General features: G+C 64.2%; 23 protein-coding genes. 16 read left to right on the plus strand and 7 right to left on the minus strand.

The genetic code is table 11. The features are described 5' to 3' along the window. Positions 1 to 5 precede the first annotated feature (5 nt). Positions 6 to 1,229, plus strand: coding sequence for a GAF domain-containing sensor histidine kinase (locus BMW90_RS12340; protein ID WP_048529271.1), 1,224 nt, complete (start codon positions 6 to 8; stop codon positions 1,227 to 1,229). An 89-nt stretch (positions 1,230 to 1,318) separates the two neighbouring features. Here the strand turns inward: BMW90_RS12340 and trpS are convergent, their stop codons facing one another. Next, positions 1,319 to 2,353 (minus strand): tryptophan--tRNA ligase, encoded by a 1,035-nt coding sequence (gene trpS / locus BMW90_RS12345; protein ID WP_048529275.1) that lies wholly within the window; start codon positions 2,351 to 2,353, stop codon positions 1,319 to 1,321. Positions 2,354 to 2,447: 94 nt separating this feature from the next. Between trpS and BMW90_RS12350 the strand changes: the two genes are divergently transcribed. Then, on the plus strand, positions 2,448 to 3,131 hold the full coding sequence (locus BMW90_RS12350) for a rhomboid family intramembrane serine protease (protein ID WP_074836880.1): 684 nt from the start codon (positions 2,448 to 2,450) through the stop codon (positions 3,129 to 3,131). Between the two features lie 3 nt (positions 3,132 to 3,134). Here the strand turns inward: BMW90_RS12350 and BMW90_RS12355 are convergent, their stop codons facing one another. Then, positions 3,135 to 4,226: an AI-2E family transporter gene (locus BMW90_RS12355; protein ID WP_083416042.1), complete on the minus strand. Its 1,092-nt coding sequence runs from the start codon at positions 4,224 to 4,226 to the stop codon at positions 3,135 to 3,137. A 107-nt stretch (positions 4,227 to 4,333) separates the two neighbouring features. Continuing rightward, positions 4,334 to 5,065, minus strand: coding sequence for a Crp/Fnr family transcriptional regulator (locus BMW90_RS12360; protein WP_048529280.1), 732 nt, complete (start codon positions 5,063 to 5,065; stop codon positions 4,334 to 4,336). Between the two features lie 87 nt (positions 5,066 to 5,152). On the opposite strand from BMW90_RS12360, the gene BMW90_RS12365 reads away from it, so the two are divergent. Then, a complete protein-coding gene (locus tag BMW90_RS12365) occupies positions 5,153 to 5,569 on the plus strand; it encodes a response regulator (protein WP_048529284.1) in 417 nt (138 codons plus the stop codon). Positions 5,570 to 5,895: 326 nt separating this feature from the next. After that, entirely contained in the window at positions 5,896 to 6,171 is a 276-nt protein-coding gene (locus BMW90_RS12370; RefSeq protein WP_048529285.1) for a hypothetical protein, read from the plus strand. 39 nt (positions 6,172 to 6,210) lie between these two features. On the opposite strand, the gene BMW90_RS12375 is transcribed toward BMW90_RS12370, so the two are convergent. Then, positions 6,211 to 6,450 (minus strand): hypothetical protein, encoded by a 240-nt coding sequence (locus BMW90_RS12375; RefSeq protein WP_074836883.1) that lies wholly within the window; start codon positions 6,448 to 6,450, stop codon positions 6,211 to 6,213. A 184-nt stretch (positions 6,451 to 6,634) separates the two neighbouring features. On the opposite strand from BMW90_RS12375, the gene BMW90_RS12380 reads away from it, so the two are divergent. The 7 genes from BMW90_RS12380 (at position 6,635) to BMW90_RS12410 (ending at position 11,368) form a co-directional block, all read left to right on the plus strand. Then, complete coding sequence (locus BMW90_RS12380; protein ID WP_048529290.1) at positions 6,635 to 6,832, plus strand: CsbD family protein; 198 nt, start codon at positions 6,635 to 6,637, stop codon at positions 6,830 to 6,832. Between the two features lie 9 nt (positions 6,833 to 6,841). Further along, complete coding sequence (locus BMW90_RS12385; protein ID WP_074836885.1) at positions 6,842 to 7,351, plus strand: pyridoxamine 5'-phosphate oxidase family protein; 510 nt, start codon at positions 6,842 to 6,844, stop codon at positions 7,349 to 7,351. A gap of 84 nt (positions 7,352 to 7,435) precedes the next feature. Beyond that, positions 7,436 to 8,089, plus strand: a complete 654-nt coding sequence (locus BMW90_RS12390) for an HdeD family acid-resistance protein (RefSeq protein WP_074836887.1) — start codon at positions 7,436 to 7,438, stop codon at positions 8,087 to 8,089. Between the two features lie 144 nt (positions 8,090 to 8,233). Beyond that, positions 8,234 to 8,788: an ATP synthase subunit B family protein gene (locus BMW90_RS12395; protein ID WP_074836889.1), complete on the plus strand. Its 555-nt coding sequence runs from the start codon at positions 8,234 to 8,236 to the stop codon at positions 8,786 to 8,788. Then, entirely contained in the window at positions 8,785 to 9,183 is a 399-nt protein-coding gene (locus tag BMW90_RS12400) for a phage holin family protein (RefSeq protein WP_048529297.1), read from the plus strand. The genes BMW90_RS12395 and BMW90_RS12400 overlap by 4 nt, the downstream gene beginning before the upstream one ends. Beyond that, positions 9,173 to 10,396, plus strand: coding sequence for a DUF3618 domain-containing protein (locus BMW90_RS12405; protein ID WP_074836891.1), 1,224 nt, complete (start codon positions 9,173 to 9,175; stop codon positions 10,394 to 10,396). The genes BMW90_RS12400 and BMW90_RS12405 overlap by 11 nt, the downstream gene beginning before the upstream one ends. A gap of 3 nt (positions 10,397 to 10,399) precedes the next feature. Continuing rightward, positions 10,400 to 11,368, plus strand: coding sequence for a YihY/virulence factor BrkB family protein (locus BMW90_RS12410; protein ID WP_074836892.1), 969 nt, complete (start codon positions 10,400 to 10,402; stop codon positions 11,366 to 11,368). A gap of 152 nt (positions 11,369 to 11,520) precedes the next feature. On the opposite strand, the gene BMW90_RS12415 is transcribed toward BMW90_RS12410, so the two are convergent. Continuing rightward, on the minus strand, positions 11,521 to 12,543 hold the full coding sequence (locus BMW90_RS12415; protein WP_074836894.1) for a PRC-barrel domain-containing protein: 1,023 nt from the start codon (positions 12,541 to 12,543) through the stop codon (positions 11,521 to 11,523). A gap of 246 nt (positions 12,544 to 12,789) precedes the next feature. After that, positions 12,790 to 13,374: an exopolysaccharide biosynthesis protein gene (locus BMW90_RS12420; protein WP_170850545.1), complete on the minus strand. Its 585-nt coding sequence runs from the start codon at positions 13,372 to 13,374 to the stop codon at positions 12,790 to 12,792. A gap of 174 nt (positions 13,375 to 13,548) precedes the next feature. Between BMW90_RS12420 and BMW90_RS26370 the strand changes: the two genes are divergently transcribed. After that, positions 13,549 to 13,704: a NepR family anti-sigma factor gene (locus BMW90_RS26370; RefSeq protein WP_139211355.1), complete on the plus strand. Its 156-nt coding sequence runs from the start codon at positions 13,549 to 13,551 to the stop codon at positions 13,702 to 13,704. 214 nt (positions 13,705 to 13,918) lie between these two features. Continuing rightward, complete coding sequence (locus tag BMW90_RS12425) at positions 13,919 to 14,089, plus strand: DUF1328 domain-containing protein (protein WP_048529304.1); 171 nt, start codon at positions 13,919 to 13,921, stop codon at positions 14,087 to 14,089. An 84-nt stretch (positions 14,090 to 14,173) separates the two neighbouring features. Here BMW90_RS12425 and BMW90_RS12430 read toward each other — a convergent pair whose 3' ends face one another. Continuing rightward, entirely contained in the window at positions 14,174 to 14,992 is an 819-nt protein-coding gene (locus BMW90_RS12430; RefSeq protein WP_074837023.1) for a response regulator, read from the minus strand. A gap of 67 nt (positions 14,993 to 15,059) precedes the next feature. Here BMW90_RS12430 and BMW90_RS12435 point away from each other — a divergent pair, with 67 nt between their 5' ends. Genes BMW90_RS12435 through BMW90_RS12445 form a run of 3 tightly spaced genes read left to right on the plus strand, consistent with a single transcriptional unit; the run spans position 15,060 to position 17,580 of the window. Further along, on the plus strand, positions 15,060 to 15,281 hold the full coding sequence (locus BMW90_RS12435) for a NepR family anti-sigma factor (RefSeq protein WP_244526496.1): 222 nt from the start codon (positions 15,060 to 15,062) through the stop codon (positions 15,279 to 15,281). Then, positions 15,278 to 15,832 (plus strand): RNA polymerase sigma factor, encoded by a 555-nt coding sequence (locus tag BMW90_RS12440; protein ID WP_074836898.1) that lies wholly within the window; start codon positions 15,278 to 15,280, stop codon positions 15,830 to 15,832. Before BMW90_RS12435 ends, BMW90_RS12440 begins: the two co-directional genes overlap by 4 nt. After that, positions 15,829 to 17,580: a sensor histidine kinase gene (locus BMW90_RS12445; protein WP_074836900.1), complete on the plus strand. Its 1,752-nt coding sequence runs from the start codon at positions 15,829 to 15,831 to the stop codon at positions 17,578 to 17,580. The genes BMW90_RS12440 and BMW90_RS12445 overlap by 4 nt, the downstream gene beginning before the upstream one ends. The last annotated feature ends 68 nt before the right edge of the window (positions 17,581 to 17,648 follow it).

Raw genomic sequence — 17,648 nt, forward strand, 5'->3', positions numbered from 1 at the left:
GCGCAATGACCGTACCAACGACCCGCATGCAGGACCACCAGGCCTTTCTCGGGGGAAACCACGACTTTCAGGCCGATATCGAGCTGATTGCCGGCAGCGAAACCGTGAGCGTCATTCTCGAAACCGTGCGCCTGGCGACCGGCATGCGCTTTGCCGCCGTCTCGCGGGTGACCGCGGATCGCTGGGTCGCCTGCCGCACCTCCGACGATATCTCGTTCAATCTGGCCAGCGGTGATGAGATCGCCATCGGCAGCACCTTTTGCCAGACCGCGCGCGACACCGGCGAACCGGTGGTCTTTGACGACGTCAACACCGACGAGGCCTTCGTGGATCATCCGATTGCCCGGCAATTCAATATCGTGAGTTATGTCTCGATCCCGATCTACCGCGACGATGGCAGCTTCTTCGGCACGCTCTGCGGCATCGACATCGTGCCGCGCCGGGTCAAGCGGCCCAGAGTGCAGGCGATGTTCCGGATGTTCGCCGATCTCATCGGCCGCAGCCTCGATACCGAAATGCGGCTCGAGGCGCAGGAACAGCTGGTCGAACATGAACGCCGACTGGCCGCCGCGCGCGAGGAATTCGTCGCCATCCTCGGCCATGACCTGCGCAATCCGGTGACCGCCTTTGGCGCCGGCCTGCGGCAGCTGCGCGGCGAGGCCCTCTCGGACCGGGCGGAACAGACCGTCGCGCTGATGCGGGCGGCGGTGCTGCGGATGGAAGATCTTATCGGCAACATGCTGATCCACGCCAAACAGCGGCTCGGCGGCGGGATTTCGGTCTCGGTGGTCGCGGATGCGCCGATCCGCCAGGCGATCAGCCAGGTGGTGGAAGAGGTGCGCATCGCCCATCCCGCGCATGAGGTGAGCCTCGATCTCGAGATCGACCGTCCGGTGAGCTGCGATGCGCCGCGGGTGGCGCAGGCGGTGTCGAACCTGCTGGCGAATGCGGTGCAGCACGGGCGCGAGGGTGGCCCGATCCGGGTTGCGGCCTTCTGCGACGATGCGGGCATGACCATCGCGGTCACCAACGCCGGCCCGGCGGTCTCGGACGATTTCGCCCAGAAACTATTCGAGCCCTTCCGCCGCGCTGCCGGGTCCGGCGGCGATGGTCTCGGACTTGGGCTCTACATAGCTTCGGCCATCGCCACGGCGCATAACGGCCATCTCGAGGTCAAGAGCGGCGAAGGAGAGGTCACCTTCTCCTTTCGTCTGCCGCTCTTCGCCTGAGCGTCAGCCACCGGCTGATCACGTATTCCGATTGAAAATACCGCGGACCGGAGGGTCGCCCCCGGTCCGCGGCCGGCGATCCGCGGCGGTCAGCCCCGGACCATGCCGACAATGTCATAGGCCCGCTCGAGGATCGGCGCCGCGATGGCCCGCGCACGGCCGGCGCCATGCGCCAGGATACGGTCGATCTCGCCGACATCGCCCATCAGCCGCGACATCTCGGTCGAGATCGGCGAGAGCTTGGCCACCGCCAGATCGGCCAGCATCGGCTTGAACTCCGAGAATTGCCGCCCGCCGGCCTCGGCCAGCACCTCTGCCACCGTCTGGTTGTTCAGCGCGGCATAGATATTGACGAGGTTGCGCGCCTCGGGCCGGTCCTCGAGCCCCTCGGCCTCCGAGGGCAGCGCCTCGGGATCGGTCTTGGCCTTGCGGATCTTCTTGGCGATCATGTCGGCATCATCGGTCAGGTTGATCCGCGAGGCGTCCGAGGGATCGCTTTTTGACATCTTCTTCGACCCGTCGCGCAGCGACATCACCCGCGTCGCGGTGCCCTCGATCACCGGTTCGGTGATCGGAAAGAAATCGACGCCGAAATCGTTGTTGAACTTGATCGCAATGTCGCGGGTCAGCTCGATATGCTGCTTCTGGTCTTCGCCCACCGGCACATGGGTCGCGTGATAGGTCAGGATATCGGCCGCCATCAGCGCCGGATAGGCGAACAGGCCCAGCGAGGCATTTTCCTGGTTCTTGCCGGCCTTGTCCTTCCATTGCGTCATGCGCTTCATCCAGCCCATGCGTGCCACGCAGTTGAAGATCCAGGCAAGCTCGGCATGGGCCGAGACCTGGGACTGGTTGAACAGCACCGACTTGTCGGGGTCGACGCCCGAGGCGATGAAGCCCGCCGCCAGCTCGCGGGTGGCGCGGCGCAGGTCGGCCGGATCCTGCCAGACGGTGATCGCATGCATGTCGACCATGCAGAAGATCGATTGAACGCCGCTGTCCTGGCTGTCGGCAAAGCGCTTGAGCGCGCCGAGATAATTGCCGAGATGCAGGTTGCCCGAGGGCTGGATGCCCGAAAAGACGCGCGGGGTGAAGGCAGATGGGGTTTGGACGCCCTCTGTCATGGGATTTCTCCGTCTGGATTTTCGATCGTTCAGCGCTTACCCATGGCATCCGAGGCCGTCAAGCCGAAGGCCCGGAGCCACAGCAGGAGCGCCCATGTCCGATCCGTTCAACCATCCGCCGGTCAACCCGTTGCCGCCGGCCATCACCGGGCTGTTCCTGGTGATCGCCGGGATCGAGCTGGCCTTTCAGGCCGGCACCCAGGGCTTTGTCGGTGGGCCGCAGGCGGTGGGCTGGCGGCTGAACGCGATGCAGAACTTCGCCTTTTCCGGCGATATCTTCGACTGGATGCTGGCCAATGGCATCTACCCGCCCGAGCAGCTTCTGCGTTTTGTCAGCTATCCCTTCATCCAGGCCAATTTCACCCATGCGCTGTTTGTCGGCGTGATGCTGCTGGCGCTGGGCAAATGGGTCGGCGAGGTGATGGGTGGGGCGCGGGTGATCGCGCTGTTTTTCTTTGCCTCGGTGGTCGGGGCGGCAGCCTATGGCCTGCTGCTCGACGATCCGGTGCCGTTGATCGGCGGCTTTCCGGGTGTCTACGGCATTATCGGTGGCTTTACCCTGCTGCTCTGGCGGCGACTGGGCGAAGAGGGCGCGCCGCAGGCGCGGGCGTTTTTCCTGATCGGCGCGCTGCTGCTCATCCGGCTGGTGTTCGGCCTGCTTTACGGCACCGATGCCACCTGGGCGGCCGATTTCGCGGGCTTTGCCGCAGGTTTTCTGCTGGCCGGGGTGCTGGCGCCGGGCGGCTGGCGCGCCGTTCTGGCGCGGATCCGGCGATAGGGCTCAGACCTCGGGCGTGGCCGATGTGTTCTTGGGCGACGGCGCCGCCGCGACTTCGCCCGGAACCTCCCCTTCGAAGACGTCGAGCATGACCAGCAGGATCGCCAGCATCGGGATCGCCACGATGGCTCCGATCGGCCCCCAGAGCCAGAGCCAGACCACCAGAGAGACAAAGATCAGCAGCGGGTTTATCGCGATGTTCTTGCCGACCAGCGCCGGCGTGACGAACTGCGCCTCGATCAGGTTGAACAGCAGATAGAGCACCGGCGGCAGGATCACCATGATGCCGTCGAAGGCCAGCAGCCCGGCGAGGCTGAGTCCGAGAACCATCCCGATCGGACCGATATAGAGGATGTAGTTCAGCATTGCCGCCGCCAGCCCCCAGATCACCGGGCCAGGCAGGCCGATCAGCGCCAGCGCGCTGCCAACCGCCGCGCCAAGGCCGAAATTGATCGTGGTGATCGTCAGGAAATAGCGCGAGACGACGCGTTCGGCGCGGGTGAGGCGGCGCATGATCTCGGGCGTTTCCGCCGAAGAGCCGATCTTGCGCGACATGTAGACATAGATGTTCTTGCGGGTGAACAAAAAGAAGAACAGCGCCCCGACAAAGATCAGGAATTGCGCCAGGAACACCGGCGCCAGCAGGATGGCGCTGGTCAGATTGGGCATCACCGGGTCACCTTCGGCGTCGGTCTGGCCGTTGCCGTCACCGCCGAGGGCCTGTTCGACCTCGCGGTTGACGTCCTCGAGGCCGCGGATCAGCCCGCGGAGCTCCTCGATGAAGCTGCGCAGTTCGAGCCGGATGCGTGGCACCTCTTCGGCGACGCGCCAGACCACGGGTTCCACCAGGATAACAAGCACCCCGATGCCGCAGACCCCCGCAAACAGCACCAAGGCCGAGGCCAGCCCGCTTGACAGCCCGAGCTTTTCAAGCCCGTCGGTCACCGGCGCCAGCATGACGCCGGTAATTGTCGCGAGCGTCAGCGGCGCAAAAATGTCTGCCCCCGCCTTGAGCGTCGCGAACACAAGGATCGCGGCGATGACGATGACGGCGGACCGCAGGATCGGGTCGGGATTTTTGTATCGATGAGCCACAGGTCAGCAACCCTGTGAACCCGGGCCGGGTTCCCGCCAGTGGGCGATATTGTTGCCGGGCTTGCGGGTCTGCGTCGCTGCCGCGACGGGCGCGGTCGCGGCCGATGTCAGATCAGCGGGCGGGTGATCTGCTCGCGGTCGGGTTCGAGCTGCGCCAGTTCGCAGAGCGCGTCGTATTTCCGGACCGTCAGCATCCCGTTCTGCCAGGACGCCAGGCCACGTTCGCGCAGGCGGGTGAGCATCTTGTTGGTATGCACTAGCGACAGCCCCAGCGCATCGGCGAGATCATGTTGTTTGTAGGGCAGGGGCAGCCGGTTTTTTCGGACGAGGCCCTGCGCACTGCCCCGGTCGTAAAGCCGGACAAAGGCCCGCGCGATGCGCTCGAGGCCATTCATCCGGCCAATGACCGCCAGGCTCTCGCCCAGGAGATGCTCTTCGACCGCGGCGACCCAGGTCAGGTCAAAGGCCCGGTCCGGGTGGTCCGCGAACAAAGACCACAACGCCTTGCGGTCAAAGACGCAGAGCCGCATCTGTGTCGTCGCCTCGACCGAATGCTGCATTTCGGACATCACGCCCGCCTGCAAGCCAAGGAAATCTCCGGGGAAAACGAAATTGATCACCTGACGTTCGCCGCCCGACAACGTCTTGTAGCGCAGGCCCATGCCTTCGAGCACGGTAAACAGCTGCGGGCTGTTCGACCCTTCCATCATCAACGTCGCGCCGCCCTCGATGGCCAGCTCGCCGGATTTGAACTCCTGCATGAAGGCCAGTTCTTTCTCGGTCAGAGGATCGAAAATCGGCCACTTTCGCAGCGGGCAGCTTCGGCAAGGCGTGGTCATGGCAAGAAACCTTGTCTTGGTATGTCATATTTTAATGCAAGGGTTGGGCGAAGGAATCAATATGCTTTCATGAGCAGAGGGGAATCGATGAAAGACAGCGTTGAGCCAAGCGGCCTCGCGCACCAGGATGCCGCGCCGGTGATCCTGGTTCTCGAGCGGGATCCGCTCATTGCAGAGGATATCATCGGATCGCTTGGCGCTGTGTGTGATTGCCGGGTTGTTCATGCCAGCCAGCTGGAGGAGTTTTTGGCCAAGCTGGTGGAAGAAGCCCATGTTCTGGCTGCCTTTCTTGAGATGCGCTTGTCCAAGGTGGTGGAAAGTGGTCTTGACCAGACCCTTGCCCAAAAGGGAGCCGGCATTGTTCTGACCGTAGGGGAGGACGATCAGAAACAGGCGCAGGAGAAGGGCTGGGGCATGTTGGTCCGGCCCTTCTCCGATCAGATGATCGGCGAGGCATTGCGCTCGGTCGTGCGGCCGGAGGCCGGTCAGGTCAGCATTCCCTGAGCCTGCATCGGATGAAAGGGCGCAGCCTGTGAGCACCGCTCTCGCGGTCGGTGACGATATCCAAGAGCATCGTCGCCAGCATGTTCGTGACCGGATGCGGCAATTCTTCGAGCAACATCGGACCGGGTCCGGTCTTTTTCGTCCTGGGCGAGCGCGCGATTTTCTGTGTCCGTCCGAACACCGTGCGCGTGCGGAAATTCGGCGCAGGGGGCTGTGACTGGGAACTTGCCGGGCCGTCAGGCGTTGGTCCGGGAACCCGAGAGGTGGGCCTGCGGACCAAAAGCATCGCCTGCCTTCCACATCACCGAGACCAGCGGAGACGGAAGATGAGCTCACCCGACACCAACCTGAAAAAACAAAAACGCCGCCACAGGGGGCCGCTGATCGGCATGGCCGTCGTGGCGGTCTTTGCCATCGGCCTGATCCTGTTCTGGATCGGCGAGGTCTTTGTCACCGCACCCGGCCCCGAGAGCGAGCCGGCGGAGGCCGCCACCGAGCAGGTTTCGCCGACCGAGCTTGAGACAGGCACCGTCGACGTGCCGCCCGAGGCCCCGGTCGAAGAGGTCGCCCCCGGCGATACCGACGTCGAAGTCGAACAATAAGCCTGACGGGCCCCCGCCGCGAACCGGCGGGGGCTTTGCCTACAAGGTCCAGGCCGCCCAGGAAATCGTGCCCAGCACCAGAACCGCCAAGATCGGCCAGAGGATGCGGTGCCAGGGAAAGGCTGCTTGGTCCGCCTGCGGCGTGTCCAGCACTGCCCGGGCAGTGTCTTGGCCCGGCTTTTGCGCCACCACCTTCGGGGCTGCCGGGCGTCTGCTGTCCAGATAGATCACATTTTGGAGGTGCGGCGCGCCGGCCGGGTCTTTCTGCGGCTGTCCCATGGGCTGGCATTCCTTCGCATGACGGTGCCGTTCACTCAGTCGTGAACACCGCCGCGACCATAAAGTTCCCGAAATTCGACAGTCTGGAAGCAAATGATTTTTCGGCGGATTTTCACATCCGCCGGGAACTCGCCTGTAACGCCGGCGTTTACATTTCAGTACGCAAAGCGAACAGGAGGACATTATGAACTGGGACCAAATCGAAGGCAATTGGAAGCAATTCAAAGGTCAGGCGCAAGCCAAATGGGGTGACCTCACCGACGACGAATTGCAGCGCGCCAAGGGCAACCGGCAGGAGATGGCCGGTATCATCCAGGAGAAATACGGCAAGACCCGCGAAGAAGCCGAGCGGGAAGTCGATGCCTGGGCCAGTACGCTCTGAGGCCGCGGAATGTCGATGACAGACAAGGTGCGCGCAGATGCGCGCACCGCCCTGTTCGACGTGTTGAGCGACACCGGCACCGGCATGCTCGGCGTCAAGAATGCCGATCCGCACATGCAGCCGATGACCCATCACGCCGACCGTGACACGGCCGAGCTTTGGTTCATCACTTCTTCCGACACCGATCTGGTGCGGGCCATGGGGCGGGGCGCCGAGGCGCACTACTGCCTGACCAAGGGAGACGGCACGTTTTACGCCTGCCTGTCCGGCCGGTTCGAACCCAGCGTCGACACCGCCAGGCTGGATGATGTCTGGACTGCTGCGGCCGCCGCTTGGTTCGATGCGGGGCGCGACGGGTTCGACGTGAGGCTTCTGCGCCTCGCGCTCAGGGACGCCGCGATCTGGACCGCAACCGACAGCGCCGTGACCTTCGGGCTCGAAATCGCCCGGGCTAGGTTCGACGCCGACAAAAAACCCGATCTCGGCGCTCGCCGGATCGTCACCTTCGCGGACGCATAACGCCTCGGGCCCATGCCACCGCACGCGGCCCGGCCGCCGGTCTCCAGAAGTGTCGGACCCGCACAGAAACCGGGAGCCCACATCATGACCCAGACCGACAAGACCCAAGACAACCCCGATCCACAAGCATCGCCGCCGATGGCGGACAGCGCCTCCGACGTGTCGCTCGGGCGCGGTGAATTCGCGCGCGGCCCGCGATGGGCGCTGGTGGCCATTGGCGTCGCCAGCATCATCGCCGGGATCGCGGCGATCCTGTTGCCGTTCTTCGCCTCGCTCGCGGCCGTCCTGACCGTTGGCTGGTGCCTGGTTTTTTCCGGGGCGGTCGGCCTTTTCGCCGCGTTCCGCCGGCACGAGACCTGGGAAATGGCCAGCACCTTTGCGCTCTCGGTTCTCGCCATCGGCGTCGGCATCCTGATGATCCTTCAGCCCTTTGTCGGCATTGTCGCGCTGGCCACGCTGATCATCGCCTGGCTGGGTGCCAGCGGGGTGCTGCGGCTCTGGTACGGTCTCAAGCGCCGCCGCGAACCCGGCGCCATCTGGATGATGCTCTCGGGGCTTGCCGCCTTTGCCGTGGCCCTGCTTCTGTGGTTCGGTTTCCCGTTTAACGCGATCTGGCTGCCCGGCGTGGTGCTGGGATTCGACCTCATGCTCTGGGGCGCGCTGCTGATCGTGCTGTCGCGCAAGCCGGCAAGGGCCAGCGGCGCCGACCGCGGCGGCACGACGGAACAAAGCTCATGAAACCGTGTTGAGACGTGAGACGGCCGTGAGGCCAGGCAACCAAGGGAGGCAGCCATGCATGCCATTATTTATCTCGTCGGACTGATCGTCATCGTGCTTGCGATCGTGAATTTTGTTCTGTGACCCCTGCCGAAAGGATTTATCATGAGTACCCAAAACTTTGACGGCACAACCACAACGCGCAAAAGCGACCCGGAAACGGCCCGGACCGAGACCGACGCCCTGCGCAAGGATGCGCAAGAGACCGCCCGCGACATGAGCGAAACCGTCGTCGGCGAGGCCCATGCCCGGGCCGATGCCGCCAAGGAGGGCGTGGCCGATGAAATCTCGTCCGTGTCCCGGGCGCTGCGCAAGGCCTCGGACGAGCTGCGCGACGGCTCGGCGCAAGAGCGCACCTTCGGCGCCGCAGCCTCCTCGATGGCCGATTTCGCCGACACCGTGCGCGACAAGGATCTCGGCCAGATGGTGGATGATCTGGGCGATTTCGCCCGGCGCAATCCGGTGGCCTTTCTCGGCGGTGCGGCGCTTCTGGGCTTTGCCGGCGTGCGCATGGCCAAGGCATCGCGCCGTGCCCGGCTGAGCGACGAGGCCAGCGGGCGCCCCGGCGATGGCCAGCCCTCTTATGGCGGCAGCCAGGGCGTGGCCTCGGCCAGCGCCCACCCCAGCATGACACGCACCGGGAAAGGAGAGACATCATGACCAAGTCACCGAATGAAAGCACCTCCAGCCTGCTCGGCGATGCAATGGCCCATGTCAGCGCCCTGGTGCGCGGCGAGGTCGATCTGGCCCGCGCCGAGATCGACCAGAACCTGCGCCGGGCGGGCACCGCCATCGGCTTGCTGGTGGCCGCGCTTGTGGTGGCGCTGACCGCGCTCAACGTGCTTGTCGGCGCCATTGTCGCCGGGCTGTCCGAAGCCGGGATGGATCCTGGATGGGCCGCCTTTGCCGTGGGCGTCGTTCTGGTGATCGTCGCCTATGGCTTCGTCCAGAAGGGCCTGAACGATCTGAAACTGAGCAGCATCGCTCCGAGCCGCGCCGCGGCCAACGTGCAGCGCGATGTCGAAGCCGTCAAAGGAGCCGCAAATGCCAAATGACACCCGCACGCCCGATCAGATCGAACGAGACATCGAACGCGAACGCTCCGATCTGGCCAGTACCGTCGATGCCCTGCAAGACAAGTTTTCGCCCGAGGCTGTGATTTCCGAGATCGCCAATGGCGTCCGGCGTCATGGTGGCGAGTTCGGCGATGCCGTCGGCCGCTCGGCCAAGCAGAATCCGCTGGCGCTGGCCGTCACCGGCGTTGGCCTGGCCTGGCTGATCTTTGGCCGGTCGCACGACGACCCGGCCGAGGACGTCCGCCGCAACGGTGTCACCCATCACAGCAGCAATCATGACCGTCGCGTGCCTGGCTACGCCGCCGGGCCGATGCGCGAATTCGCCGGGCGCGACCGCTATGCCGGGGCCGGATATGGCACCACGACCGAGCGCGAAGCGCGTTACGGCTCGAGCTATGCCGGCTATCCCGAATGGGCGCGTCACGATCTCGACGAGGGTTGGGACGACGAGGATAATGACCGTTCGCTGACCGACCGTGCCACCGACACCGCCAGCGCTGCCGGCGAGACCGTGCGCGACGGCGCCGCCAGTGTCGCCTCGGGCGCAAGTTCCACCGCCGAGGCCGTGGGCTCGGGCGCCAGCGCCGCAGGGTCTGCCGTGGCCGGGGGCGCGCGCAGCGCCGCCGATGGCGTCAGCCGCGCCGCACGCGGCACCGCCGACCGTGTGGGCCGCGCCCGCGAGCGGCTTGCCCGGGGTACCGAAGACCTGAGCGACGCCGCCCGCGAGCGGATCGTCACCGCCCGGGCGCGCGCGCTCGACATGGCGCACAAGGCCGATGAAGCGGCGCGGCGCAACTATGCCCGCGGCCGCGACGCCACGGCGGATTTCGTCGAGGAGCAGCCGCTGGTGGCCGGTGCCATCGCGTTGGCCGTCGGCGCCGCGTTGGCCGGCGCCCTGCCGCGCACCAAGCGCGAGGACGAGCTGGTGGGGCAGACCCGCGACGAGCTTTTCGACGAGGCCGAGCGCATTTTCCGGGAAGAGCGCGACAAGGCCGAGCGTGTCGCCCGCGCCGCAATGTCCGAGGCCGAAAGTATCGCCGAAGAGAAACGCGATGCCGCCGACAATGCCGCGCCGGGCGACAAAACCGCTGTCGAGGCCGCGGCCGACGAGATGCGCGACGCCGGTCAACGGGTTGCCGATGCCGCCAGAGACAAGGCGGACGAGGAAAACCTCGGCAAGCCGAAAGGCTGAGCGATGTCGGATATTCCCGGCCGCCATGCCACCCGGCCGCGCGACATTCCGTTGCGCGGCTGGAAAATGATCTTTCTGCGCGCCTGGCGCAAGATGAACGAGGACCACGTCGGCCTGATCGCGGCCGGCGTGGCTTTTTACGGTCTGCTGGCGCTGTTTCCTGCGATCACCGCTCTGATGGCGATTTCCGGCCTGCTCTTCGATCCGCAGCAATTTACCGGTGAACTCGAGACCGTGACGGCCTTTATGCCGGAAACCGTGGCCGAGATCGTGCTCGGCCAGGCCATCGAGGTGGCCGGAAGCCAGGAAGGCGGCCTCGGTCTTGCCGCGCTGTTCGGGATCGGCGTCGCGCTCTATTCCGCGTCGAAAGGTGTGGCGAGCCTGATCGAAGGCATGAACGTGGCCTACAACCAGCCCGAGACCCGGGGCATCGTCAGCCTCACGCTGATCAAGCTGGCGCTGACGCTGGGGCTTCTGGTCGGGCTGATCGCGGGCTTGGGCGCGGCGCTCGTCCTGCCCGGCATTCTTTCCATTCTGGCGCTGGGGCCACTGACCGAGATGCTGATCGGCCTGACCCGCTGGGTGATCCTGCTGGCAATGACGATCGGCGGCATTCTTGTTGTCTATCGCACCGCGCCCGATCGGGCGCCGGCGCAATGGATCTGGCTCTGGCCCGGCGCGGTGCTGGCCTGCGTCACCTGGATTGCGGCGTCGTTCGGCTTTTCGGTCTATGTCGAGAACTTCGGCAGCTACAACGAAAGCTTTGGAGCCCTCGCCGGGGTGATCGTGCTGCTGATGTGGCTGTGGATCTCGGCCTATGTCCTGCTGGTCGGCGCCGAGGTCAATGCCGAGGCCGAGGCCCAGGTCCGGCCCGACAGCACCACCGGCCCCGGCATGCCGCTTGGTATGCGTGGCGCGGTCAAGGCCGACGAACTGGCCGGCGGAACCGAACCGAAGGCGCGCGACGCCTGACAGCCTTTGCTATGCGCGATGCGAAGCCGCCGGGGTGTGCCACACCCCGGCGGTTTTGTTTCCGATGTCGGCTAAGATGCCCCCGGCGGCCCTGCCGCAATAGAAAAAGCCCGCCGTGGGGCGGGCTTTTCCGAACCGGGTCAACGGTTTGCTCACCCTTCGTAGTCGGGCATTGCCTTGAGCTCTTCCTCGGTCATCGAGATATAGACGCGGATGTCACCGCCGCCTTCGGTGCGCAGGATGTCGATCTGCGACAGTTCCAGCTGCACCGGCTTTTCGCCAATGCCGAGGAAGCCGCCAACATCGACGATCACCGAGCTCACTTCGCCGCTGTCGGACAGGATGATTTCCGAAACTTCGCCGATGTGGTCGTCGGTGCTGTCATAGGCCGGCGCCCCGGTCAGGTTCTCGGAGGTCAGCTCTTCCAGCGGTGCCGTGGCATAGCCTTCGCGCTCGATCAGCCCCGCACCATAGCTCAGAGGTCCGCCGGCGGGATCAACCGGCTCCGCGCCATCTTGGAGGTCGGTGGTCACCTCGGCGTCGGTTTCGGTGGCGACCGTCGCGGGCTGTTCGCCCTCGGCGGCGTCCATCGCGCCGTCAACTTCGGTCTCGACTGCGTCCATGGCACCTTCCATGGCTTCGCCGGTCTCCTCCATCGCGCCTTCAACTGCGGCGCCAGTCTCTTCCATCGCGCCTTCGACCGCGGCGCCGGTCTCTTCCATGGCGGTATCCGCGTCCATCATGGCATCGCCCATTCCGCCCGTATAGGCCGGCGCCTCTTCAAGCGCGGCGACCGGGGCGTTCAGCACCAGGAAGAAGTCGGTTTCGTCCTCGGCCGTGGCATCATCCGAGACGAAGCGGACGGACCCCATGTCGACGGCGACACGGTTTTCGCCAATGCCAAGAAAACCGCCGATGTCGACGAGCACGGAGTCGATCTGGCCATCGCGGGTCAGCACGATGTCGTGGATTTCGCCGATGTCGTCCCAATCATCCTGAAGGCCGTCGACCGCGTTGGTGTCGGTCTCTGCGCGATACACGCGCATGCCGATGAAGTCGGAGGCATGGATTGCGTTCGGGTCTGCTTCGGTACGGAACATGCCGTCAGCACCCTGCGCCATGACCGCGCCGCTGGTCGCTGCAACAAGCGCAGTGGAAATCAAAAGCCGTTTCATGTCTAGGTCTCCTTGTTAACCCACAAATAGCGCTCATGCGCGCCTGTTGAGACAACGTGCGTCCAGCCTCCGGGTTCCCGCGTGCGCCTAAATCTTGCCGGAGATTTCGGCGGAAAAATGCCGAGACCCACGCACAACGGCTCCAGTTTTTATTGATTTTGTCCAGGCACTTGCCCTCGGGGCGCCACAGGTTGCGGAATCCCGGTTCGGGGCAGGAATGTCTGCCCGGCTTCGGCCAGAGCACGGTCAGAGCAGCCGGCCACCGATCAGCCAGCCCAACCCGGCATAAGGCAGCAGGGCGAGCAGGAAAAACAGGCCGTCGCGGGTCAGCAGTGACAGTGCGAGAAAGCTCACCCCGATGGCGGCGACAGAGGAGGAAAACGGAATGAACTCGAGGAAGGGCATCATCATGCCGGACAGCAGGCTCAGTATCACAGGCAGGTAAATCAACGGCCGGTGAAACAGAACCGACAGTCGGTTGTGGCTGTGCCGGTCGATCCAGGAAATCACCGGCCGCGCCGACCGCAGGGCCTTGTCCAGGGATTTGCCGTCAACTGTCTGGCGCAACAGCCGACGTGGCAGCCAGACCTCCTCGACGCTCATGAGAAGCTGAAAGGAAATGATCGCAATCGCCACGCCGGCGACCATCGAAACGCCCGGAATACCCGACAGCGGCGTCGCGCAGAGCAGGGCGGGCACGAGCAGCAGGGGCACAAGGCTGCGATGGCCCACCGCATCGACGATTTCATCCACCGACACCTTGTCGCGATCGCTGACCGAGGAAATGCTGTCGGCCAATTCGCCGAGCGTTCTGGGCTGTTGTGATGTCAAGGACAGGTACCTCCTGCCTCGCCAACCGGATGCCTGTGGCATTGTTCCCGCTGTGGCAGGAAAGCCGCATCGGGGCAGCGCCCGGACCTGTGTCTATCCGCGATGGAACCGCAGGGCACCACCGATGGTTAAGCCCCCGAACCAGAATAGGAACAATGACCCGGACGTCCGAATATGCCTGAGAATAACAACAACACAGAGGATTGGGTGCAGAACCAGATCGACAGCAATCTCAAGCGGATCTATCGCCAACCCTCTGAGGGCAAATTGCCCGACCGCATGGCCCAGCTCCTGGACCAATTGCGGGAAAAAGAGGCCGCCCGAAGCTAAAGCGGCCGGCCCTGACAGACCTTAACCCGGTCCAGAACGCCCGACCTTCCCGGCCTTGCCGGGGAGATGATGCCGCTTGGCCGTGCGGCGTTCATCCCCAAGAGCACATTTCAATAGGCCCGCAGTCACTTAACTGTGCGGAATGTCCCGGAACCTACCGACTGGTTTGGTGGTTGATTATCCACTTGGTAAAGAGTGATGAAAGGAGGCGTCCATGTTGTATTGGGCACTCATCTTCCTGATCGTGGCGCTTGTTGCCGGTCTGCTGGGGTTTGGCGGCATCGCATCGGCCTCGGCCGGGATTGCGCAGATACTGTTTTTTGTTTTCCTCGTTCTCTTTCTCGTGGCGGTCGTGCTGCGCATCATGCGGGGGCGCGCACCCTGAGACGTGACGGCCAGAAGATCAACGAGATGCAAGACGTGAAAAGGCGTCCCGATGGAAATCGGGGCGCCTTTGAAGTGCGAGGTATTATGCTTTCAACGTCTGTGTACTGGAGAAGAACATCGCCTGGCTGACGGCCGATTGCACCTGCTCCTCGGTATAGGGCTTGGCAATAAGGAAGGCGGGTTCTGGCCGTTCGCCGGTCAGCAGGCGCTCGGGGAAGGCGGTGATGAAGACCACCGGCACCTCGCCCATCTCTGACAGGATGTGATTGACGGCATCGATCCCCGAGGAATTGTCGGCCAGCTGAATATCGGCCAGCACCATGTCGGGCCGGTCACGATGCGCCAGGGCGACGGCTTCGTCACGGGTGCGGGCGTTGCCGGTCACCACGTGGCCCATGCTTTCGACGATGGCCGAGATATCCATCGCGATGATCGCCTCATCCTCGATCACCAGGATGCGGCCGCGGATCGCGCCCGACATTTCCTTGCGCGCAATGACCACCAGATCGCCGGCTTCTTGTTCCGGTACGTCAAGGATGGCGGAGATTTCGGGGATGGTGAATCCCTCGATCGAGTTCAGCAGCAGCGCCTCGCGGGTGTTGGCCGTCAGCCCTGACAGCCGCCACTGGGCGCGCGCCTCGGGCGAGCTTTCTTCGTCCAGCTCTTCCACCGGCGAGCCGGAGGAGGCCCAGATGCCATGAAAGGCCCTGAACAAAGCCACCTTGGGGTGTTGCGTGCCGCTCAGAACGCTGTCATCAGTCAGAAGCGCCTCGAGCGTCGCAGCGGCATAATGATCGCCCGTCTGCTGATTGCCGGTCAGCGCCCGTGCATAACGACGCAGGTAGGGCAACTCGGTCGCGATCTGTCCGGTCACATCAGTCTGTGTGTGGCTTTCAGTCATGTGGTCCTCGAAAAATTTGATGAGCTGGGAACAAAAACGCATAACTCGGTGTTAAGTTCCAGCCTAGGTGCGAAGAAGCATCCACGCGGCGTTGATTAACCTGAAGGGCATGATGGCAAACAACAGTAAGACAACCAAGCTTGATCGGCAAATCGATGAAAATCTTCGGCGGGTCTATTCCGATCTGTCCGAAGAGCCGCTGCCCGATCGTTTCTCACAGCTTCTTGAAAAACTGCGCCAGCAGGAAGAGGCGAAAACCGGCTCGCAGCAGCCCAAGGATGACGCGTGACCCAACCGAAAGACCCGAGAGACGAGCTCGTAGAGCATCTGCCTGCCATGCGGGCCTTTGCCATGAGTCTGACGCGCAACAGCGCGGCGGCAGACGATCTGGTGCAGGATGCCGTGGTCAAGGCCTGGTCGAATTTTGACAAGTTCAAGACCGGTACCAACCTGCGTGCCTGGCTGTTTACCATCCTGCGCAACACCTATTACTCGCTGTATCGCAAGCGCAAGCGCGAGGTCGAGGATCCCGATGGCATCATGGCCGGCAAGCTTTCGGAAAAGCCCGCCCATGACGGTCATCTTGCGATGGCGGATTTCCGCGCCGCCTTTGCCAAGCTCAGCGATGAACAGCGCGAGGTGCTGGTACTGGTGGGCGCCGAGGGCTTTTCCTACGAAGACGCCGCCGAAATGTGCGGCTGTGCCGTCGGTACCATCAAGAGCCGGACAAACCGCGCCCGCAAGCGGCTGGCCGAGCTGATGGAACTCGACGATGAGGAAGATTTCGAGATTACCGATGCGGCCACTCTGGCCGTCGTGACCGGGAAACCGGCTGCATGAGCGAAACCACCTCGGCGACCCGGCGCCGTTTGCACAGGCCGGGGCTGGCGCTTCAGCTCGCGTTTGTTCTGAGCCTGGCAATCCTGCCGCTCGGGTTGATCTCGGTGTATCAGACCTACAAGCTCATCGAAGAGCGCCAGAGCCTGTCCGGCTCGGCGCTTCTGGAAGAGACCCAGCAGGCCGTCGCCGTGGCGCGCAACGTGATCAGCGCCGCCGCCAGCACAGCCGAGACCCTCAGCATCACCATCCCGGCGGTGCGCGACACCCAGGAAACCTGCGATGCGGTGCTGGCGCGGGTCGTGGCGCAGAACCGCGATTTCGTCTTCGCCGGTTATGTCGACAGCGAGCTTGGCCTCGTGTGCAATTCGGACAACAGTCTCGATGTCACCGGTCTCGACGCGCTCGAGGACGAGATCCTGCGTCCCGAGCCGGGGCTTTTCGTGCGGTCGTTCGGGTTCCTGGCCGGGCGCGCGACGCTCAACGTGACCGTGCCGGTGATGGAAGCCGGCGTCTTTCGCGGTGTGGCCTGGGTGTCGGTGCCGCTGGTCGATCTCAACGCTGCGCTCAAACGCGCCGCGCCTGACGTCGAGCTGGTGCTGTTTCAGCCCGGCGGCGATGTGCTGGCGACCGAAAATTTCACCGACGACCGGCGCAGCGTGCTGCCCAGCGACCGGGCGCTCGACACCATGGCGATGCGCGGCCGGCACACTTTTCGCGGCTACAACCGCGCCGGGGCGTTGCGCGACTTCGCGGTCGCGCCGATCGTCGAGGATGAGGTCTTTGTGATGGGCAGCTGGGCGCCGCGCCACCGGGGCCTGCTGGTGACCAGCTACGCCGAGACCTTGGCGCTCTATTTTCCGATCTTCATCTGGGTGATCGCCATCGCGGTGGCCTATGTCGGCGTCCACCGTCTGGTGATCCGGCACATCCGCCGGCTGCGGTCGTGGATGCGGCTCTATGCTCAGGGTCAGACCGATTTTGCCAATGCCCGGCTCGACAACCCGCCGCTCGAAGTGGAATACGTCGCCGAGGCCTTCCGTGCGATGACCGAACGGCTGGGCGAGCAGGACCGCCGCCGACAAGAGGATCTCGAGGAAAAGACCGTGCTGCTGCGCGAGGTGCACCACCGGGTCAAGAACAACCTCCAGCTCATTGCTTCGATGATGAACATGCAGATCCGCGCCACATCCAACCCCGGCGCCAAGCACCTGCTGCGCCGGGTGCAGGACCGGGTGATGGCGCTTTCGGCGATCCACCGCTATCTCTACATGGCGCGCAAGCTGTCGATGGTGCGGGCTGACAAGCTGCTCGAGGACATCATCGAACAGCAGGTCGCGCTGGGCTCGCTCGAAGAGGCCGGCCACCGCATTGCGGTCTCGACCAAGCTCGACCCGGTTGAAATCACCCCCGATCAATCGGTGCCGCTGTCGCTGATGGTGGCCGAGGCGGCGATCAACGCGGTCAAGCATTGCGATGTCGACAAGGACACCGACGGCGCCTGGATCAACATCGCCTTGCAGGAGGCCAGCCCCGGCGTCATCGGTCTGAGCGTGGTGAATTCGCGGCTCAAGCCCGAAGGCGAGCCGTCCCGGCCCGAGGGCACCGGCCTCGGCTCGAAGCTGATCGAGACCTTCGTGATCCAGCTCAACGGCAAGCTCGACACCGTCGAAGAGGACAACCGCTTCGAGCTGCATGTCACCTTTCCGCTGGCCTGGCCCAAGGAAGGCGACGACGACGATGACGACTGAGCCGCGAAATCTCTTCCCGTGAAGGGAACCTGTCGGCGGATCGCTGCGTTCGTCCGACAAGTGAATTC

The sequence above is a fragment of the Marinovum algicola genome (assembly GCF_900109145.1).
GTDB lineage: Bacteria > Pseudomonadota > Alphaproteobacteria > Rhodobacterales > Rhodobacteraceae > Marinovum > Marinovum algicola.

Excerpts from the sequence above, each read along its gene's own strand:
- BMW90_RS26370 (WP_139211355.1), top strand. The coding sequence starts at position 13,549 with ATGCCTGAGAATAACAACAACACAGAGGATTGGGTGCAGAACCAGATC.
- BMW90_RS12430 (WP_074837023.1), bottom strand. The coding sequence starts at position 14,992 with ATGACTGAAAGCCACACACAGACTGATGTGACCGGACAGATCGCGACC.
- BMW90_RS12400 (WP_048529297.1), top strand. The coding sequence starts at position 8,785 with ATGACCAAGTCACCGAATGAAAGCACCTCCAGCCTGCTCGGCGATGCA.
- BMW90_RS12410 (WP_074836892.1), top strand. The coding sequence starts at position 10,400 with ATGTCGGATATTCCCGGCCGCCATGCCACCCGGCCGCGCGACATTCCG.
- BMW90_RS12385 (WP_074836885.1), top strand. The coding sequence starts at position 6,842 with ATGTCGATGACAGACAAGGTGCGCGCAGATGCGCGCACCGCCCTGTTC.
- BMW90_RS12350 (WP_074836880.1), top strand. The coding sequence starts at position 2,448 with ATGTCCGATCCGTTCAACCATCCGCCGGTCAACCCGTTGCCGCCGGCC.
- BMW90_RS12445 (WP_074836900.1), top strand. The coding sequence starts at position 15,829 with ATGAGCGAAACCACCTCGGCGACCCGGCGCCGTTTGCACAGGCCGGGG.
- BMW90_RS12360 (WP_048529280.1), bottom strand. The coding sequence starts at position 5,065 with ATGACCACGCCTTGCCGAAGCTGCCCGCTGCGAAAGTGGCCGATTTTC.
- BMW90_RS12340 (WP_048529271.1), top strand. The coding sequence starts at position 6 with ATGACCGTACCAACGACCCGCATGCAGGACCACCAGGCCTTTCTCGGG.
- BMW90_RS12365 (WP_048529284.1), top strand. The coding sequence starts at position 5,153 with ATGAAAGACAGCGTTGAGCCAAGCGGCCTCGCGCACCAGGATGCCGCG.
- BMW90_RS12395 (WP_074836889.1), top strand. The coding sequence starts at position 8,234 with ATGAGTACCCAAAACTTTGACGGCACAACCACAACGCGCAAAAGCGAC.
- BMW90_RS12390 (WP_074836887.1), top strand. The coding sequence starts at position 7,436 with ATGACCCAGACCGACAAGACCCAAGACAACCCCGATCCACAAGCATCG.
- BMW90_RS12375 (WP_074836883.1), bottom strand. The coding sequence starts at position 6,450 with ATGGGACAGCCGCAGAAAGACCCGGCCGGCGCGCCGCACCTCCAAAAT.
- BMW90_RS12425 (WP_048529304.1), top strand. The coding sequence starts at position 13,919 with ATGTTGTATTGGGCACTCATCTTCCTGATCGTGGCGCTTGTTGCCGGT.
- trpS (WP_048529275.1), bottom strand. The coding sequence starts at position 2,353 with ATGACAGAGGGCGTCCAAACCCCATCTGCCTTCACCCCGCGCGTCTTT.
- BMW90_RS12380 (WP_048529290.1), top strand. The coding sequence starts at position 6,635 with ATGAACTGGGACCAAATCGAAGGCAATTGGAAGCAATTCAAAGGTCAG.
- BMW90_RS12370 (WP_048529285.1), top strand. The coding sequence starts at position 5,896 with ATGAGCTCACCCGACACCAACCTGAAAAAACAAAAACGCCGCCACAGG.
- BMW90_RS12405 (WP_074836891.1), top strand. The coding sequence starts at position 9,173 with ATGCCAAATGACACCCGCACGCCCGATCAGATCGAACGAGACATCGAA.
- BMW90_RS12415 (WP_074836894.1), bottom strand. The coding sequence starts at position 12,543 with ATGAAACGGCTTTTGATTTCCACTGCGCTTGTTGCAGCGACCAGCGGC.